Genomic DNA, 14817 nt, shown 5'->3' on the forward strand with positions numbered 1-14817 from the left:
TGCTGGAACTTTGTCTTTCGCCGAGTGAAAGCCGCCTGCACGAGATCCGGTCCTCCCCGGACGCTGTGTCGGATGCAGTGAGCCCCATCACTCGTACGATCCGGCACCTCGACGCACTCCCACCCCGGCGCACCCGGCCGGCGGTGGCGGCCGCCCTGCCTCGACGACCGGGGAGGCGGCACCGAAGGACGCAACGAAGCGGGAGGTCCATGTGAGACCGTTGCAGCGCCTGTCCCTCGTCCTGGCCGCACTGCTGGTGCTCGCCGCCTGCGGGGGCGGGGGCGGCACGGCAGGGGGCACCGCACAGCCGGCAGGCCCACCCCAGCGCGGTGGGGAACTGACCGTGCTCGAGAGCTCGTCCTTCGCCGGCGGCTGGCCCTCGGGTCTCGACCCGGCGACCAACACGACCGGCGGCGCCAACATCTCGCAGATGAGCGCCATCTACGGCGGCCTGTTCCTCCTCACGGCGAACGACGACGGCTCCGATCCGCGGGTCGTGCCGAACCAGGCCGAGGGCTACGAGCTGCTCGACGAGGGGCGCACGGTCACGATCACGCTCCGCGAGGGCATCCGCTTCAGCGACGGCACGCCGTTCGACGCCCAGGCCGTGGTCTTCAACCTGCAGCGGGCCATGGCGTCGCCGTGCTCGTGCAAGCCGACCTGGCCGCTCGCCGATGGCGGGATCACCGCGCAGGACGCGCGCACCGTCGTACTGAAGTTCACCCGTCCCTACGCGGCTGTGATCAACTCGTTCCCGGTGGCGAACACCAACTGGATCGCCTCTCCCACCGCACTGCAGCGGATGGGCGAGGAGCAGTTCCGGATCAACCCGGTGGGCGCGGGCCCGTTCACGGTGGTGTCGAACCAGCTGAGCTCGCTGCTGGTGCTGCAGCGCAACCCCACCTACTTCAAGCCCGACCGGCCCTACCTGGACAAGCTGACCTTCCAGTCCATCGGCGGTGACCAGCCCGCGTACCAGGCGCTGCTGGCCGGGCAGGCGCAGGCCTACGAGGGGCTGAGCACCACACCGCTGCTGGAGCAGGCGCAGTCGAGCGGCAGGCTGACCGTGACGGTGCAGCCCCCGACCTCGCCGTATGTGATCCAGCTCAACACGAAGACCGCCCCGTTCAACGACAAGCGGGCCCGCGAGGCGATCTACCGGGCCACGGACTTCGACTCGATATCGAAGGGGCTGTTCCGCGGGCTCTACCCCGTGAGCCAGTCGTTCACCGGTCCCGGCGGCCTCTTCCACGAGCAGGCCGTGCCCGGCTACCCGGCCTTCGACCCCGAGCAGGCCAAGCAGCTCGTGAGCCAGCTCGGTGGCCTGACCGTGGAGCTCGGGACGCTGAACGGCTACGTGGCCCAGCAGGTGATGACGGCGCTGCAGACCCAGTGGCAGGCCGCGGGCATCACCGTCACCACCAAGAACTACGAGCTGTCGACGCTGGTCCAGCAGTTCAACTCGGGCCAGTGGCAGTCGATGCTGCAGACGGCCGGGGCGTGGGACCCCGCGTCGGGTGTGGGGGTCGGCTTCCGGTTCTCCTCGAGCTCGCCGTTCAGCGGCGTGGCCGACCCGCAGCTCGACCAGCTGCTCGACGGGGCCGCCGCCACGGTCGACCCCGCAGGACGGCAGCAGCTCTACGCCGAGGCCGGGAAGTACATCAGCGACAACGCCTACGCCCCGTTCGGGCTGGCGTTCGCCGCCGCGAACATCTCGACACCGGGCGTGTACGGGCCCGGCCTCACCACGAAGATCCCGCCGATCGTCGTGAACGCCGGCGTCATCTGGGACGAGGTCTGGCGGGTGCAGCAGCAGTGACGGCGTCGGTGGGCGCCGGGCGGCACCGGGCGGGGTCGGCGTTCCTCACCTCGCCCGGGATGCGGCTGGTGGGCAAGCGGCTCCTGCTGGCGGTGCCGATCGTGCTCGGCGTCAGCATCCTGACCTTCTGGGTGCTCAACCTCATCCCCGGCAGCGCGGCCCAGCAGCTGCTGGGTCCGGAGGCCACCCCGGAACAGGTGCGGGCCCTGGAGCTGGAGCTGGGCCTGGACCGGCCTGCGGTGCTGCGGTACCTGGACTGGCTCGGTGGAGCGGTCACCGGGGACCTCGGGCAGTCCCTGGTGAGCCGCCAGCCGGTGACCGACCTGCTGGGCGAGCGGCTGGCTGTCAGCGGCGAGCTGGTGGTGCTGGCGTTCGTCATCTCGCTCGGGCTCGCGGTGCCCACCGCGCTGCTGGCCGCGCACCGGCCCAACCGGCTCTTCGACCGGATCAGCATGATCGTGAGCATCACCGGGCTGTCGGTGGCCAACTACGTGCTCGCCCTGCTGCTCGTGCTCGTGTTCGCGGTGCAGATGGCGGTGCTGCCGGCGATCGGGTTCGTGCCGCTGTCGCAGGGGCTGGGGGAGAACCTGCAGTCGATGGCGCTGCCGGCGGCGGCGATCGCGTTCCCGCTCTACTGCTTCTACACGCGGTTCCTGCGCGGCGACCTCGTCGACCAGCTGCAGGGGGAGGACTACGTCACCACCGCGCGGGCCAAGGGCATCGGGCCGTGGCAGGTGCTGGTGCGCCACGCGTTCCGCAACTCCGCGTTCGGGCTGATCACCGTGGTCGGCCTGAACCTCGGAAGCCTCATCGGGGGCACGGTGATCGTCGAGCAGATCTTCGCCCTCCCGGGGATCGGGCAGCTGATGCTGCAGGCGATCAACACCCGCGACTTCGTGGTGGTGCAGGCCTGCGTGGTGGTGTTCGCGGTGGTCGCGGTGCTGGCCAACCTGCTCGCCGACCTGCTCTACGCCGTACTCGACCCGAGGATCCGCTATGGCAGTCGTTGACGCCGGGCCGGCGCTGGTCGAGCCCGCGACCGCACCGGCGAGGTCGCGAGGCTGGGTGGGCTCGCTCGCCGTGGGGGTGCCTGCCGCGGCGGTCGCGCTCGTCGCGCTGGCCTGCTTCGTGGGCCCGCTCGTCCTGCCCGTGCCGCCGCCGATCGGGGGCAGCGTGCTGGAGTCCTACCTCCCGGCGTTCTCGCCGGGGCACCTGCTCGGCACCGACCCGAACGGCAACGACATCCTCGCGCGGATCCTGTACGGCGGCCGGTCGTCGCTGATCGTGGCCGTGACGGTGAACCTGCTCGGGCTGCTGGTCGGCGGCACGCTCGGGGCGCTGTCGGGATTCGTCGGCGGCGTGGTGGACACCGTGATCATGCGGGTGCTGGACGTGCTGATCGCGTTCCCGTCGCTCGTGCTCACCCTCGCGGTGGCGCAGAGCCTCGGCCCGAGCCAGACCAACACGATCCTGGCACTGGCGTTCTTCAGCATCCCGGCGTTCGCGCGGATCTCCCGCGCCGCCACGCTGCGGCTGCGGGAACTGCCGTTCATGGCGGCAGCGGGGCTCTGCGGCACGCCGGGGTGGCGGATCCTGCTGCGCCACGTGGCGCCGAACATCGCGCCCCAGCTGATCACGTTCGGGATGCTCGGGATGGGCATCGTGATCGTGATCGAGGGGGCGCTGAGCTTCCTCGGGCTGGGCATCCCGCCACCCGCTCCGAGCTGGGGGAACATGATCGCCCAGGGCCAGCAGAGCATCTCCGCGACGCCGATGCTGGTCGTCTGGCCGTCGGCGGTCCTGTTCATCACGGTGCTCGCCTTCAACCTGCTCGGCGAGAGCCTCCGCGCGCGATGGAGCGGCCGATGAGAGCGCACGACGACGTCCTGGCCGGGGCTACGGGATTGCAGCAAAGCCACGTTGACGCAACGGGGTTGCAGCAAAGTGGCTTTGCTGCAACCACCCCGGACGGTGAGACGCTGCTCGAGGTGCGGGACCTGCGGGTGCGGTTCTCCCGCGGCGGCCGCCACGTGCACGCCGTCAACGGGCTGTCCTACCGGCTCCAGGCGGGACGGATGCTCGCGATCATCGGCGAGTCCGGGTCCGGGAAGAGCGTCAGCTCGCGGGCGTTGATGGGCCTGTTGCCCTCCACCGCGGCGGTCACGGGGTCGGCGCGGTTCGCCGGCACCGAGCTGGTGGGGATGGCGGAGGCGCAGATGCGCCGCCACCGGGGCGCCGACATCGCGATGGTGTTCCAGGACCCGACCCGCTCGCTCAACCCGACGATGCGCATCGGCACGCAGGTGGTCGAGGCGGTGCGGGCGCACGCCGACCTGGACCGGCGCGCCGCGCGGCGGCGGGCCGTCGAGCTGCTGTCACTGGTGCGGCTGCCCGTGCCGGAGCAGCGGTTCGGGGAGTACCCGCACCAGCTCTCCGGGGGCATGCGGCAGCGGGTCATGATCGCGATCGCGCTCGCCGGGGAACCGCGCCTGCTGATCGCCGACGAGGCCACCACGGCGCTGGACGTGACCACGCAGGCGCAGATCATGGAGCTGCTCGTCGAGCTGCAGCACCGCCTCGGCATGGCCGTGATCATGATCAGTCACGACCTCGCGCTGGCCGCGAGCTACGCCCAGGACGTGCTGGTCATGTACGCCGGGCGGGGGGTGGAGCACGCGGCGGCGGAGACGTTGTTCGCGCACGTCCGGATGCCCTACACGCGCGCGCTGCTGGGGGCCATCCCGCTGCTGGAGCGCGAGCCCCACACGTTGCTGCCCGTGGTGCCCGGCCAGCCGCCCGACCTGTCCGCGCTGCCCACGGGCTGCCCGTTCGCGCCGCGTTGCGCGTCCGCCGACGAGCAGTGCGCCGTGGACCCCCCGCTCACCGAGCACGAGCCGGGCCACCGGTGGGCGTGCTGGCACCCCGTTCCCGATGCGGCCGCGCCCGATGCAGCGAGCGGAGACCGGTCATGACGGCACTCGACGAGCGCCCGGTGCAGGGCGAGACCCTGCTGCAGGCCCGCGGGATCGTGCAGGAGTTCCCGGTCCGTGGTGCGGGTGGCATCAAGGGCGGAGTCGTGCACGCCGTCTCGGACGTCTCGTTCGACGTGCGGGCCGGGGAGACGCTCGGCGTCGTGGGGGAGACCGGCTCCGGCAAGTCGACCCTCGCCCGCTCGGTGATCCAGGCGCCCCGGCCACAGGCAGGCGAGGTGCTCTTCCGCGGGACCGACCTGATGCGGCTGGGCCGTCGCGAGCTGGTGGCGACCCGCAGGCACATGCAGATGGTGTTCCAGGACCCCTACGGCTCGCTGAACCCGCGGTGGCGCGTGACGGAACTGGTCGAGGAACCCCTCGTGGGCTACGGCGTGCGCGGGTCCGCGCAGCGGGAGGCGCGCGTGCGCGACCTGCTCGACCTGGTGGGGCTCGACCCGTCGGTGTACGGCAGGCGCAGGCCGCACGAGCTGTCGGGCGGCCAGTGCCAGCGGGTGGCGATCGCCCGCGCCATCGCACTGCACCCGGCACTGGTGATCTGCGACGAGGCGGTGTCCTCGCTCGACGTGCTGATCCAGGCGCAGGTGCTCAACCTGTTCGAGCGGCTGCGCACCGAGCTGGGCCTGTCCTACCTCTTCATCTCCCACGACCTGGCGCTGGTCAAGCAGGTGAGCGACCGGGTGGCGGTGATGCACCTCGGGCAGCTCGCCGAGCTGGGGCCCGCGGAGGCGCTGTACCGGCGGCCGCTGCACCCCTACACGGCGGCACTGCTCGACTCGATCCCCGGGCTCGACCCCCGGACGGGACGTGCGCGCCGCCCCCGTCCGCTCGCGGGCGAGCCGCCGTCGCCGCTCGCCCCGCCCAGCGGGTGCCGGTTCCGCACCCGCTGCCCGCTCGCCGTGCAGCGGTGCGCCGAGGAGGAGCCGGTGCTGCGGGAGCACGCGCCCGACCACCAGGTCGCCTGCCACTTCCCGCTCGACGCCGCCACGCTGGTCTCCTGATCGCAGAGGAGCACTGATGTCCGGTACCACCGCTCTCACCCCGCAGGCCGGTGTCGACCCGACGCCGGCGTCGCTGATCCAGCGCGTCGTCGAGCTGCGTCCAGCCCTGGTCGCGGCTCAGGCCGAGGTCGAGGAGCGCACGTACTACTCGCAGGAGATGCACGAGGCCTTCCGGGAGGCAGGGCTCTACCGCGTGATGCAGCCACGGCGCTACGGCGGCCTGGAATGCGACTACATCACCTTCACCCGGCTGCAGATCGAGATGGCCCGTGGATGCGTCTCCACGGCCTGGTGCTGGGCGCTGGCCTCCAGCCATGCCGTGCAGATCGCCTCGTACTTCCCGGAGGCGGCGCAGGAGGCCGTCTTCGGTGACGGCGACTTCCGGTGTGCGTCGGTGGCGGCGCCCGACGCCACGGCCGTGCGGCTGGGGTCGGGGTGGCGGCTGGACGGAACCGTCCGCTACTGCTCGGGGATCCCGTATTCCACGCACTTCATGGGCCAGGCACTCATCGCGGGACTGCCCCCTGCGGAGGCCGCCGAGCGGATGCTGCTCTACGTCGCGCCGCGCAGCGAGTGGACCATGCTCGACGACTGGGGCTCCAGCATGGGGCTGCGCGGCAGCGGGTCGCACAGCATCCGGCTGGACGACGCGCGGATCCCGGCGGAGTTCGTGCTCGAGAACACGAACATGATCAGCGTCGACGTCTCCGGCGGGACCCCGGGCCTCGCCCTGCACGGCAACCCGATGTACACCGGGCGAGCGCTCGCGCCGTTCACGATGTCGGTGGCCGCACAGATGATCGGCGCGGGCTACAACGCGCTCGACGAGTTCGAGTGCCAGATGCGCACCCGCAAGACCAGCATGCCGCCGATGGTGCCCCGGCTGACAGACCCGGACCACCAGCGCTGGTACGGCGGCGCGCTGGGGAAGCTCGCGACGGCCGAGGCGGCGGTGCTGCGCTGCGCGGAGGAGCACATGGAGCTGTGCGAGCGCACCGCGGCGGGTGGCAAGCCCTACGGCGAGGAGGAGGAGCAGCGGCTCGGGGTCATCGCGCGCGAGGCGATCGTGCAGGTGTGGGAGGCGGTCGACCAGCAGCTGTTCCGCAACGTCGGATCCAGCGCGATGAACGCCGGACAGCGTTTCGAGCGGCTCTACCGCGACATGGCGATGATCGCGAGCCACCGCAACACCGGCTTCCGCGACCTGATGTTCCGCCGACTCGCCCAGCTGCACCTCGGGCTCGATGCCACCTGAGGGGGAGCGGGCAGTGAGCGAGCTTGCGAGCGAATCAACGTCACTGCGCCTGCGCGAAGCGTCGGCCGAGCCCTGCGAGGCCGGGCAGTGAGCGAGCTTGCGAGCGAATCAACGTCACTGCGCCTGCGCGAAGCGTCGGCCGAGCCCTGCGAGGCCGGGCAGTGAGCGAGCTTGCGAGCGAATCAACGTCACAGCGCCTGCGCGAAGCGCCGGCCGAGCCCAGCGAGGCCGGGCAGTGAGCGAGCTTGCGAGCGAATCAACGTCACAGCGCCTGCGCGAAGCGCCGGCCGAGCCCAGCGAGGCCGAGCGATGAGCACCACGTCAGCGGGCTCCGGCCGGGTGGCGACGGCACCGGACGGCGAGCTCGTCACGTCCCGGCGCGGGTTCTTCTGGGTGGGGACGGAACGGGCTCAGCACCCGGCGGGCCTCGTGCCGCGCGGGCCGATGTTCGTCGCCTGGGAGGCGCCGGAGCAGGTGACCAGGCCGTACCCGCTGGTGCTGGTGCACGGCGGTGGCGGCCAGGGCACCGACTGGATGGGCACCCCCGACGGGCGCAGCGGCTGGTCGACGATGCTGGTTCACAGCGGCCACGTCGTCTACGTCGTCGACCGTCCCGGCCACGGCCGCTCGCCCTACCACCCCGACGTGCTCGGGGCTATGGGCCCGCCGTTCTCCTACGAGCGGGCGAAGGAGATCTTCGCCCCGGACTCCCACGCGAGCCTGCACACGCAGTGGCCGGGCAGCCGGAGCGCCGACGACCCGCTGTTCGACCAGGTCCTCGCCCCGACCGGGCCGATGCCGGCCGACATGGCGGCCTCCCATCGGCTCGACGCCGACCGTCTCGTACAGCTGCTCGAACGCGTCGGGCCCGCGGTGCTCGTCACGCACTCCGCGGGCGCGCCCGGTGGGTGGCTGGCCGCCGACACGCGTCCAGACCTGGTGGTCGCGCTGCTCGCGCTGGAGCCGATCGGGCCGCCGTTCCTGAGACTCCCGGACGGGGGGTCGCTGCTGCCCTGGGGCCTCACCGCCGCGCCGCCGGCCTTCGACCCGCCCGCCGCCGACCCGTCCGAACTCGCCGCGGGGTCCCACCGGCTCCCCGGCCTGGCCCGCGTCCCGATCGGTGTGTTCTCGGCCGGGGCCTCGCCGTTCGACGCCTTCGCCGGTGGCGTCGCGGAGTTCCTCCGCACCACGGGCTGCCGAGCGGAGTCGGTGCGCCTCGCCGACCACGGCGTACACGGAAACGGGCACGCCGTGATGTTCGAGCGCAACTCCGCGGAGGCGCTCGCGGTGCTCGTGCGGTGGCTGGACGAGCTGATCGCCGAGCAGCGATGATCGTCCTCGTCGCGCCCGGACCGGGACATCCGACGTACGCCGTCCGGGACCGCTGGCCGGACGGGATGAGGTCATCGGCACGGTTCGGCGCGGCTGCGTCCGCCCTAGCGTGGGTTCCGCGGCCCCTGCGGCCGACGTTCCCCGAGGAGTTCCTGTGAGGCACGTTCAGATCGGCCGGTACCCGGCAGCGTGGTCGGCGGTTCCGGCCGATCCGGCGGGAGGAGCGTGATGGAGTTCCTCGTTCACGCCCGCAACCAGCTGCCGCGGGACTTCCCGGCCGAGCGCCGCGCCGAGATGCGCACGCTCGAGCGTGCTGTCGCGGGCCGGTGGCGCACCGAGGGGATGCTGCAGCGGCTGTGGCGGGTGCCCGGACGGACCGACTGGGTCGGGCTCTTCACCGCCGCCGACGCCACCGTCCTGCACGACGCACTCACGACGCTCCCGATGTGGCCGTGGCTCGAGATCACCGTGCAACCGCTGGCGACCCACCCACAGGAACGGTGATCACCCCGCCCGAGCCGGTGGCGACGGTCTCGGGCGACGACATCGAATCCGGCCGACGAGCTCGACGAGGAGATCGTGTGACCACCACGGAGACCCGCCGACCCCGAACCCGTCTGCTGGCGGCGCTCGCGGCGACGCTGTGTGCGCTGGTACTCGCCGCCTGCGGCGCCGCGCCTGGAGTCGACACAGCGGCCGCCGGGGGCGGGATCCGCACCGTCAACCCGTACGGGGGTGATCCCGCCACGGAGGGGACCCCGAAGCGTGGCGGGGTGCTGATCATGGGCACCGACCGCGAGGTCGTCGGGTTCGACCCGACGGCGCAGAACACCAACCAGGCGGCGCTCGCCGTCTACGACTCGCTGATGAAGCTCAAGCCGGACGGCTCGGCCGAGCCGTACATGGCGAAGTCGATGGAGAGCTCGGACGGCGGGCAGACCTGGCGGATGGGCCTGCGGGAGGGCGTGACCTTCTCCGACGGCACGCCGCTGGACGCGCAGGCCGTGATCGTCAACGTGCAGCGGCACATCGACAAGGCGTCCTCCCCGGGACACCGGTACACGGAACCGATCGAGTCGATGACCGCCGTCGACCCGCTCACCGTGGAGTTCCGGCTGAAGTCACCGTTCGGGCTGTTCCCGACGGCCTTCGCAGGCAGCTTCACCACCGGCAGCCTCGGCCAGATCATCTCGCCGGCCGCGCTGCAGAAGTACGGCGACCAGATCGCGAACAACCCCGTCGGCGCCGGCCCGTTCGTGCTCGGCAACTGGGCGCGCGACTCCCGGATGGAGCTGACGCGCAACCCGAACTACTGGCAGGAGGGCATGCCCTACCTGGACGGCCTGCAGTTCCGGCCGCTGCCCGACACCGAGAGCCGGTACGCGTCACTGGAGAACGGGGACGTCGACCTGATCTTCGGCGGCTACCACACCGAGCTGCTGCGCGGGTCGGAGAACCCGAACCTGACCGTCTACTACGGATCCGGACACGGCGCCGAGTGGCTCTACTTCAACCACGAGAAGCCGCCGTTCAACGACCACCGGATGCGCGAGGCCCTGGTGCGCGGCATCGACACCCAGGCGCTCGCGGCCACCCAGTACCGCGGGCGGATGGAACCGGCGCACGGGTACTTCGGCGACAGCAGCGAGTACCAGACGCCGGACGCGGCCGCCGCGTACCCGTCCTACGACCCCGAGCGTGCGAAGCAGCTCGTGGCCGAGTACGTGGCCGAGGGCGGGAGCACGACGGTGGTCTACAAGACGACCAACGCCCCGAACCGGATGGCGTTCGCCGAGTTCCTCCAGGCGCAGATGGCCGCCATCGGCATCACCGTGCAACCGCAGTTCTTCGACCTGGCCCAGTACTCCTCGAGCGTCGTGCAGAGCCGGGACTTCCAGCTGGCCGGCACCGTCGGCGGGCCGGTGGACTCGCCGTACCCGGCGGCGCAGAACGTCCTGCGGACCGGCGGCAACCAGAACTACGGCGGCTACACCAACCCCGAGGTGGACGCGCTGCTCGACAGGGCCGCCGCCACCACCGACGACGCCGAGCGCACGCGCCTCTACCAGCAGGTGCAGCTGGTGACCAACCAGGACATCTCGATGGCCTACACCAGCCGCGGCTACCTCTCGACGATCGCGAAGCCCGAGGTGAAGGGCGTCGTGCGGTACCTGACCCGTGACATGTTCTTCGGCACCACCTGGCTCGACCGCTGACGGGGAGAGCCACTCGAAGGCGAAACTCCGGCTGAAATCCGGTAGGCATCCCGAATAGCGCGAACGGGCGCCCTAGAACAGCGAGGAATTCGACGGTCCTCGACCGGGAGACGTGCGTTATTCTGCTGCCCGGGCTTTCCGCCGTTCATCGCACACGGCGGAGAGCTCGAGGCGGCGCTCCCGTGCGAAGGACATACCGGGCTGCACCCTGGCCGCGCGGCTTCTCGCCGACTCGCGGGCCGGCGTCCGGCTGATCGAGGCGGGCGGCTCCAACAACCGGCCCGACGTGCGGGACTTCACAAGGTCGGAGAGTCTGGCAGCGCCGGGCTCCACGGCCGACTGGCCGTTCGAGTCGGAGCCGCAGCCGGCGCTGCTGGGCAGGCGGCAGTCGTTCGCGTGCGGCAGGCTGGAGGGCGGCAGCAGCTCGGTCAACGGGATGGTCTGGGTCCGCGGCAACCCCGCCGACTACGACGGCTGGGCCGCAGGCGGGTTATCCGTTCAACGCGAACTACAACGGCGAGAGCCAGTTCGGGGTCGCCTACACGCAGCTCAACGTGGTGAACGGGATCCGGCAGGACGCGTTCACCACGTTCCTGGCCCCGTACCTGACCGATCCGCGTCTGACGGTGATGACGGACGCACTCGTCACGCGCCTCGCGTTCGACCGCGGGAAGACGATCGACCGTGTGCTCATCGACGCGGGCGGACACGTCGGCGACCGCTGCGGACGCCTGATCCTGGGCCACGGCTGACGCCGGCTCATGGCCCGGTCGGCACCGCCGTGACCACGGGCAGCGCGGTGGCGAGACCGGTGAGCTCCAGCACCCGGGCGGGCGCCGATCCGGGAGCCACGACGATCGAGAGCGCCTCACCGGCGATGGCGCTCGCCTCGGCGAGCAGCGCGACCCCCGCGCTGCTGAGGTAGCCGACATCGGTGAGATCGACGACGAGCGGACCGTCGATCCCGGCGGAGGTGAGCAGGGCGGCCCTGACGATGTCGCGTCCGGCCAGGTCCAGGTCGCCGTGGACGGCGAGCACCCGCTGCCCGGCGGGACCCTGCCGATGCTCGACGCTCGCCCCCACGGGGGCGCGGGTCCCGGAGCGGCTGTGCGCCGCGGTGCCGCCGGGCCTGCCGTCGGGCGCAGGCGCGGCAGCGGGGAGCCGGAACCGCACCTCGGTGCCGTCGGGACCGCGGTCGATCACGAACCCCTCGACGAGCTCGCCGATGACCCGCAGCCCGTGCCCGCGGTGCCCGTTGTCCGCCGGGACGGCCCGCCACCGGCCGCGATCACGGACGCGCACGTCGACGGCACCGTCGTCGGTGCGGGCGAGTGAGTAGTCGAACTCGCCGCCGCCGTCGGGGTAGGCGTGCTCGGCGGCGTTGGCGGCGGCCTCACCGACGGCCAGTTCGAGGTCCTCGGTGCTCTCCTCGGGCAGCCCGGCGGCGGCCGCCCAGTCGCTCACCGCTCTCCGGAGCCTGCTCATGCTGGTGGCGGCCGCAGGCAGCCGTCCGTGCAGCGGGGCGGGGACGGTGCGCACGACGAGCAGCGCCACGTCGTCGGCGGGCCCCACCTCGTCGAGCACGGCCTCGACGAGCCCTCTGGCCAGGTCGTCCGGGCCCTGGTGAGCGAGCCGCCCGGCGACCTGCAGGAGGCGGTCGAGCCCCACGTCCACCACCTCGTGGCGTCGCTCGACGAGCCCGTCGGTGTAGAGGATCACCGACGATCCGGGCGCCACGGTGGTGCGGGCCTCCTGGTAGGGCGGGCGGCCGCGCAGGCCCAGCACCGCACCGGCGCCGCCGTCGAGGAACCTCGCGTCGTCCCCCTCGACGAGCAGCACCGGTGGGTGGCCGGCCATGGCCCAGCGCAGGTCACCGGTGGACCAGTCGAACGTGAGGCAGGCGCACGTGCTGCCGGTGCTCCCGCGGAGCCGGGCGGCGAACCGGTCGAGCCGTTCGAGCGCGGCGGCGGGGGAGCACCCGTCGAGCAGGTGGGTGGCCAGTGCGCTGCGCAGCTGCCCCATGACCGCGGCCGCCCCGGGGCCGTGCCCCACGACGTCGCCGACGACGAGCGCGACACGCGTGCCACCGAGGGGGAGCAGGTCGTACCAGTCCCCGCCGGACAGGGCGTGCTCGGCCGCGGGTGTGTAGTGCGCCGCCGCGGCGAGCCGGGCCAGCGCGGGCAGCTCGCGGGGGAGCAGGCTGCGCTGCAGGACGTCGGCCACCTCGTGCTCGGCCTGGTGCAGCCGGGCCCGGTCGAGCGCCTGCGCGCACTGGCCGGCCGCGGTGAGCAGAGGGCCGCGCTGGTCCGCGGCCAGCTCCGGGGTGGCGCCCTCCTCCGCGGCGAGCCACAGGCCGAGGACGCCGACCGCCCTGTTCGACAACAGCAGTGGCACCGCGACCGGGGAGCCGCTCCACACCGCCCGGGCGCTGCGAACGACCTCGGCCAGCGGATCGGGGGCGTCGAGCGCGACCCGCGGCAACGCGGCAGCGGCGGGCCCCCGCCCGGCGATCGGCTGGAGGTGCGGCCCCTCCCGCAGCATCAGGACCGCCGATTCCGCCCCGAGCCCGGCGGCGTGGTCGAGCACCACGTCGGCGACCTCGGCGGGGGTGGTGGCCTCCGACAGAGCGGCGACGATGCCGCTGAGCTCCTCCGCGGCTCGGCGGGCCCCCCGCTCGGCGTGCAGCAGGCCGGCGCGGTGCAGGGCCTGGGCGCACTGCTCGACGAGGGACTCGGCGCTGGCCCGCTCCATGGCACCGAGCGGACGTTCGGGGGGCAGCGCCATGGTCACCACGCCGAGTCGCCGCTCGGCGGCGAGCAGCGGCAGGCACGCCAGCCCGTCGATGCCGTGCCGGGCCAGCTCCTCCCGGAGATGCGCGTCGTGGCCCGCCCACGAGTCGTCCGTGTCCAGCCAGACCGCGCGGCCCTCGGTCGCTGCCTCGGTGACGGGCCCCGCGGCGTCGGGCGGCAGCTCGCACCAGGTGCGGACGATCTCGGTGGGCCAGCCCTTCACGGCGAGCGCCTGCAGGTCGCCCGCCTCGCCCCGCCTCCACACCGCGACCGAGCGGGCGCCCAGCAACCGGCGGAGCTGGTCGACGGTCGCCGCGCCGACCTGCGTGGGAGTCGCGGCCGCTGACAGGGCTGCGGTGGCCTGCTGGAGCAGCTGCAGCTGGCGGTTGGCCTCCTGCTCGCGCCGCAACAGCCGCTCGCGTTCGGCCTCGGCGCGCCGCCGCTGCGTGATGTCACGGCCGATGGCCTGCACGCGGCCACGCCCGGCGGAGCGCATGCTCAGCTCCACCGGCACGGTGCTGCCGTCGCGACGGCGCAGCTCCCACACCTCGGTGACGGAGGCACCGTCGGCCAGCGCCGTGAGCAGCCCGTTCAGCCGGGGGATGTCCTCGGGCCGGACGATGTCCTCGGCCCCCAGCATCAGGTGCTCCTCCCGGGAGTACCCCAGCAGCGCGCAGGCCGCCGGGTTGACGTCGATGTACCTACGGGAGCCGTCGGCGAGCCAGATCGCGTCGGTGGCCCGTTGGACGAGGAGCCGGAACTGTTCGTCGCTCTCCCGCGCGGCCGCGATGGCGTGTGCCCGTTGCAACGACTCCCAGCACCTCCCGGCGACCGTGGTGAGCAGGTCGATCTCGGCTGCCGTCCACACGCGCAGGGTCCGCTGGTGCACCGCCATCGCGGCGACGAACCGGCCTGCCTTGTGCAGCGGGACGCAGATCACCGCCACGATGCCTGTGCGGTGGTAGATGCCGCGCTGCTCGGGCAGCACGCGCGGATCGGTCTCCGCGTCGGCCAGGACGTACGGCACGCCATCGCGCATGCAGCGGAGCGTGTCGGCGCTGAAGTCCGACATGGCCATCCGGCCGGTCAGCTCGGGCAGCCCACGGGCGTAGCTGCCGGTCATCGTGAAGTGGTCCTCGTCGGCCTCGGCCTCGGCGTAGGCGCTGCGGTCGACCTGCATGTGCTCGCCGATGAGCTGCGCGACCGTCGCCATGATCTCGTCCGGGTCCTGCAGCGGCTGCAGAGCGCGCTCCAGCTGGGCGAGGAAGCGGTCGCGCGACGAGAGCCGCCGCCCCACCTGGTCCACCGACGGAATCGTACCGGCCGGGCGGCATCGCGCTCTGTGAAGCGAAGTCGCCCGGCCAGGTCACCGCCGCGGCTCATGCCGTGCGGGGGATGCGCCGGCCCGTGCCGGA

General features: G+C 72.6%; 11 protein-coding genes and 1 pseudogene. 11 read left to right on the forward strand and 1 reads right to left on the reverse strand.

The genetic code is table 11. The features are described 5' to 3' along the window. Positions 1-211 precede the first annotated feature (211 nt). The 11 genes and pseudogenes from AC5L35_RS28150 to AC5L35_RS28200 all read left to right on the forward strand — a co-directional run bounded on the left by AC5L35_RS28150 (position 212) and on the right by AC5L35_RS28200 (position 11365). Entirely contained in the window at positions 212-1819 is a 1608-nt protein-coding gene (locus tag AC5L35_RS28150; RefSeq protein ID WP_495062725.1) for an ABC transporter substrate-binding protein, read from the forward strand. Continuing rightward, positions 1816-2829: an ABC transporter permease gene (locus tag AC5L35_RS28155; RefSeq protein WP_495062726.1), complete on the forward strand. Its 1014-nt coding sequence runs from the start codon at positions 1816-1818 to the stop codon at positions 2827-2829. Before AC5L35_RS28150 ends, AC5L35_RS28155 begins: the two co-directional genes overlap by 4 nt. Next, on the forward strand, positions 2816-3688 hold the full coding sequence (locus AC5L35_RS28160; RefSeq protein WP_495062727.1) for an ABC transporter permease: 873 nt from the start codon (positions 2816-2818) through the stop codon (positions 3686-3688). The genes AC5L35_RS28155 and AC5L35_RS28160 overlap by 14 nt, the downstream gene beginning before the upstream one ends. Continuing rightward, positions 3685-4791, forward strand: coding sequence for an ABC transporter ATP-binding protein (locus tag AC5L35_RS28165; protein ID WP_495062728.1), 1107 nt, complete (start codon positions 3685-3687; stop codon positions 4789-4791). Before AC5L35_RS28160 ends, AC5L35_RS28165 begins: the two co-directional genes overlap by 4 nt. Next, on the forward strand, positions 4788-5810 hold the full coding sequence (locus AC5L35_RS28170; protein WP_495062729.1) for an ABC transporter ATP-binding protein: 1023 nt from the start codon (positions 4788-4790) through the stop codon (positions 5808-5810). Before AC5L35_RS28165 ends, AC5L35_RS28170 begins: the two co-directional genes overlap by 4 nt. Positions 5811-5826: 16 nt before the next feature. Next, positions 5827-7065, forward strand: coding sequence for an acyl-CoA dehydrogenase family protein (locus tag AC5L35_RS28175; protein ID WP_495062730.1), 1239 nt, complete (start codon positions 5827-5829; stop codon positions 7063-7065). A 309-nt stretch (positions 7066-7374) separates the two neighbouring features. Next, positions 7375-8397 (forward strand): alpha/beta fold hydrolase, encoded by a 1023-nt coding sequence (locus AC5L35_RS28180; protein WP_495062731.1) that lies wholly within the window; start codon positions 7375-7377, stop codon positions 8395-8397. Positions 8398-8625: 228 nt separating this feature from the next. Beyond that, a complete protein-coding gene (locus tag AC5L35_RS28185) occupies positions 8626-8901 on the forward strand; it encodes a muconolactone Delta-isomerase family protein (RefSeq protein WP_495062732.1) in 276 nt (91 codons plus the stop codon). 77 nt (positions 8902-8978) lie between these two features. Then, complete coding sequence (locus tag AC5L35_RS28190; protein WP_495062733.1) at positions 8979-10613, forward strand: ABC transporter substrate-binding protein; 1635 nt, start codon at positions 8979-8981, stop codon at positions 10611-10613. A 436-nt stretch (positions 10614-11049) separates the two neighbouring features. Then, positions 11050-11115: pseudogene (locus tag AC5L35_RS28195) on the forward strand (hypothetical protein); the annotation flags it as partial. Between the two features lie 52 nt (positions 11116-11167). After that, positions 11168-11365: a hypothetical protein gene (locus AC5L35_RS28200; protein WP_495062779.1), complete on the forward strand. Its 198-nt coding sequence runs from the start codon at positions 11168-11170 to the stop codon at positions 11363-11365. Positions 11366-11372: 7 nt separating this feature from the next. On the opposite strand, the gene AC5L35_RS28205 is transcribed toward AC5L35_RS28200, so the two are convergent. Then, entirely contained in the window at positions 11373-14708 is a 3336-nt protein-coding gene (locus AC5L35_RS28205) for a SpoIIE family protein phosphatase (RefSeq protein ID WP_495062734.1), read from the reverse strand. Between the last annotated feature and the right edge of the window lie 109 nt (positions 14709-14817).

It is taken from the genome of Pseudonocardia sp. OZ21 (genome assembly GCF_059359135.1).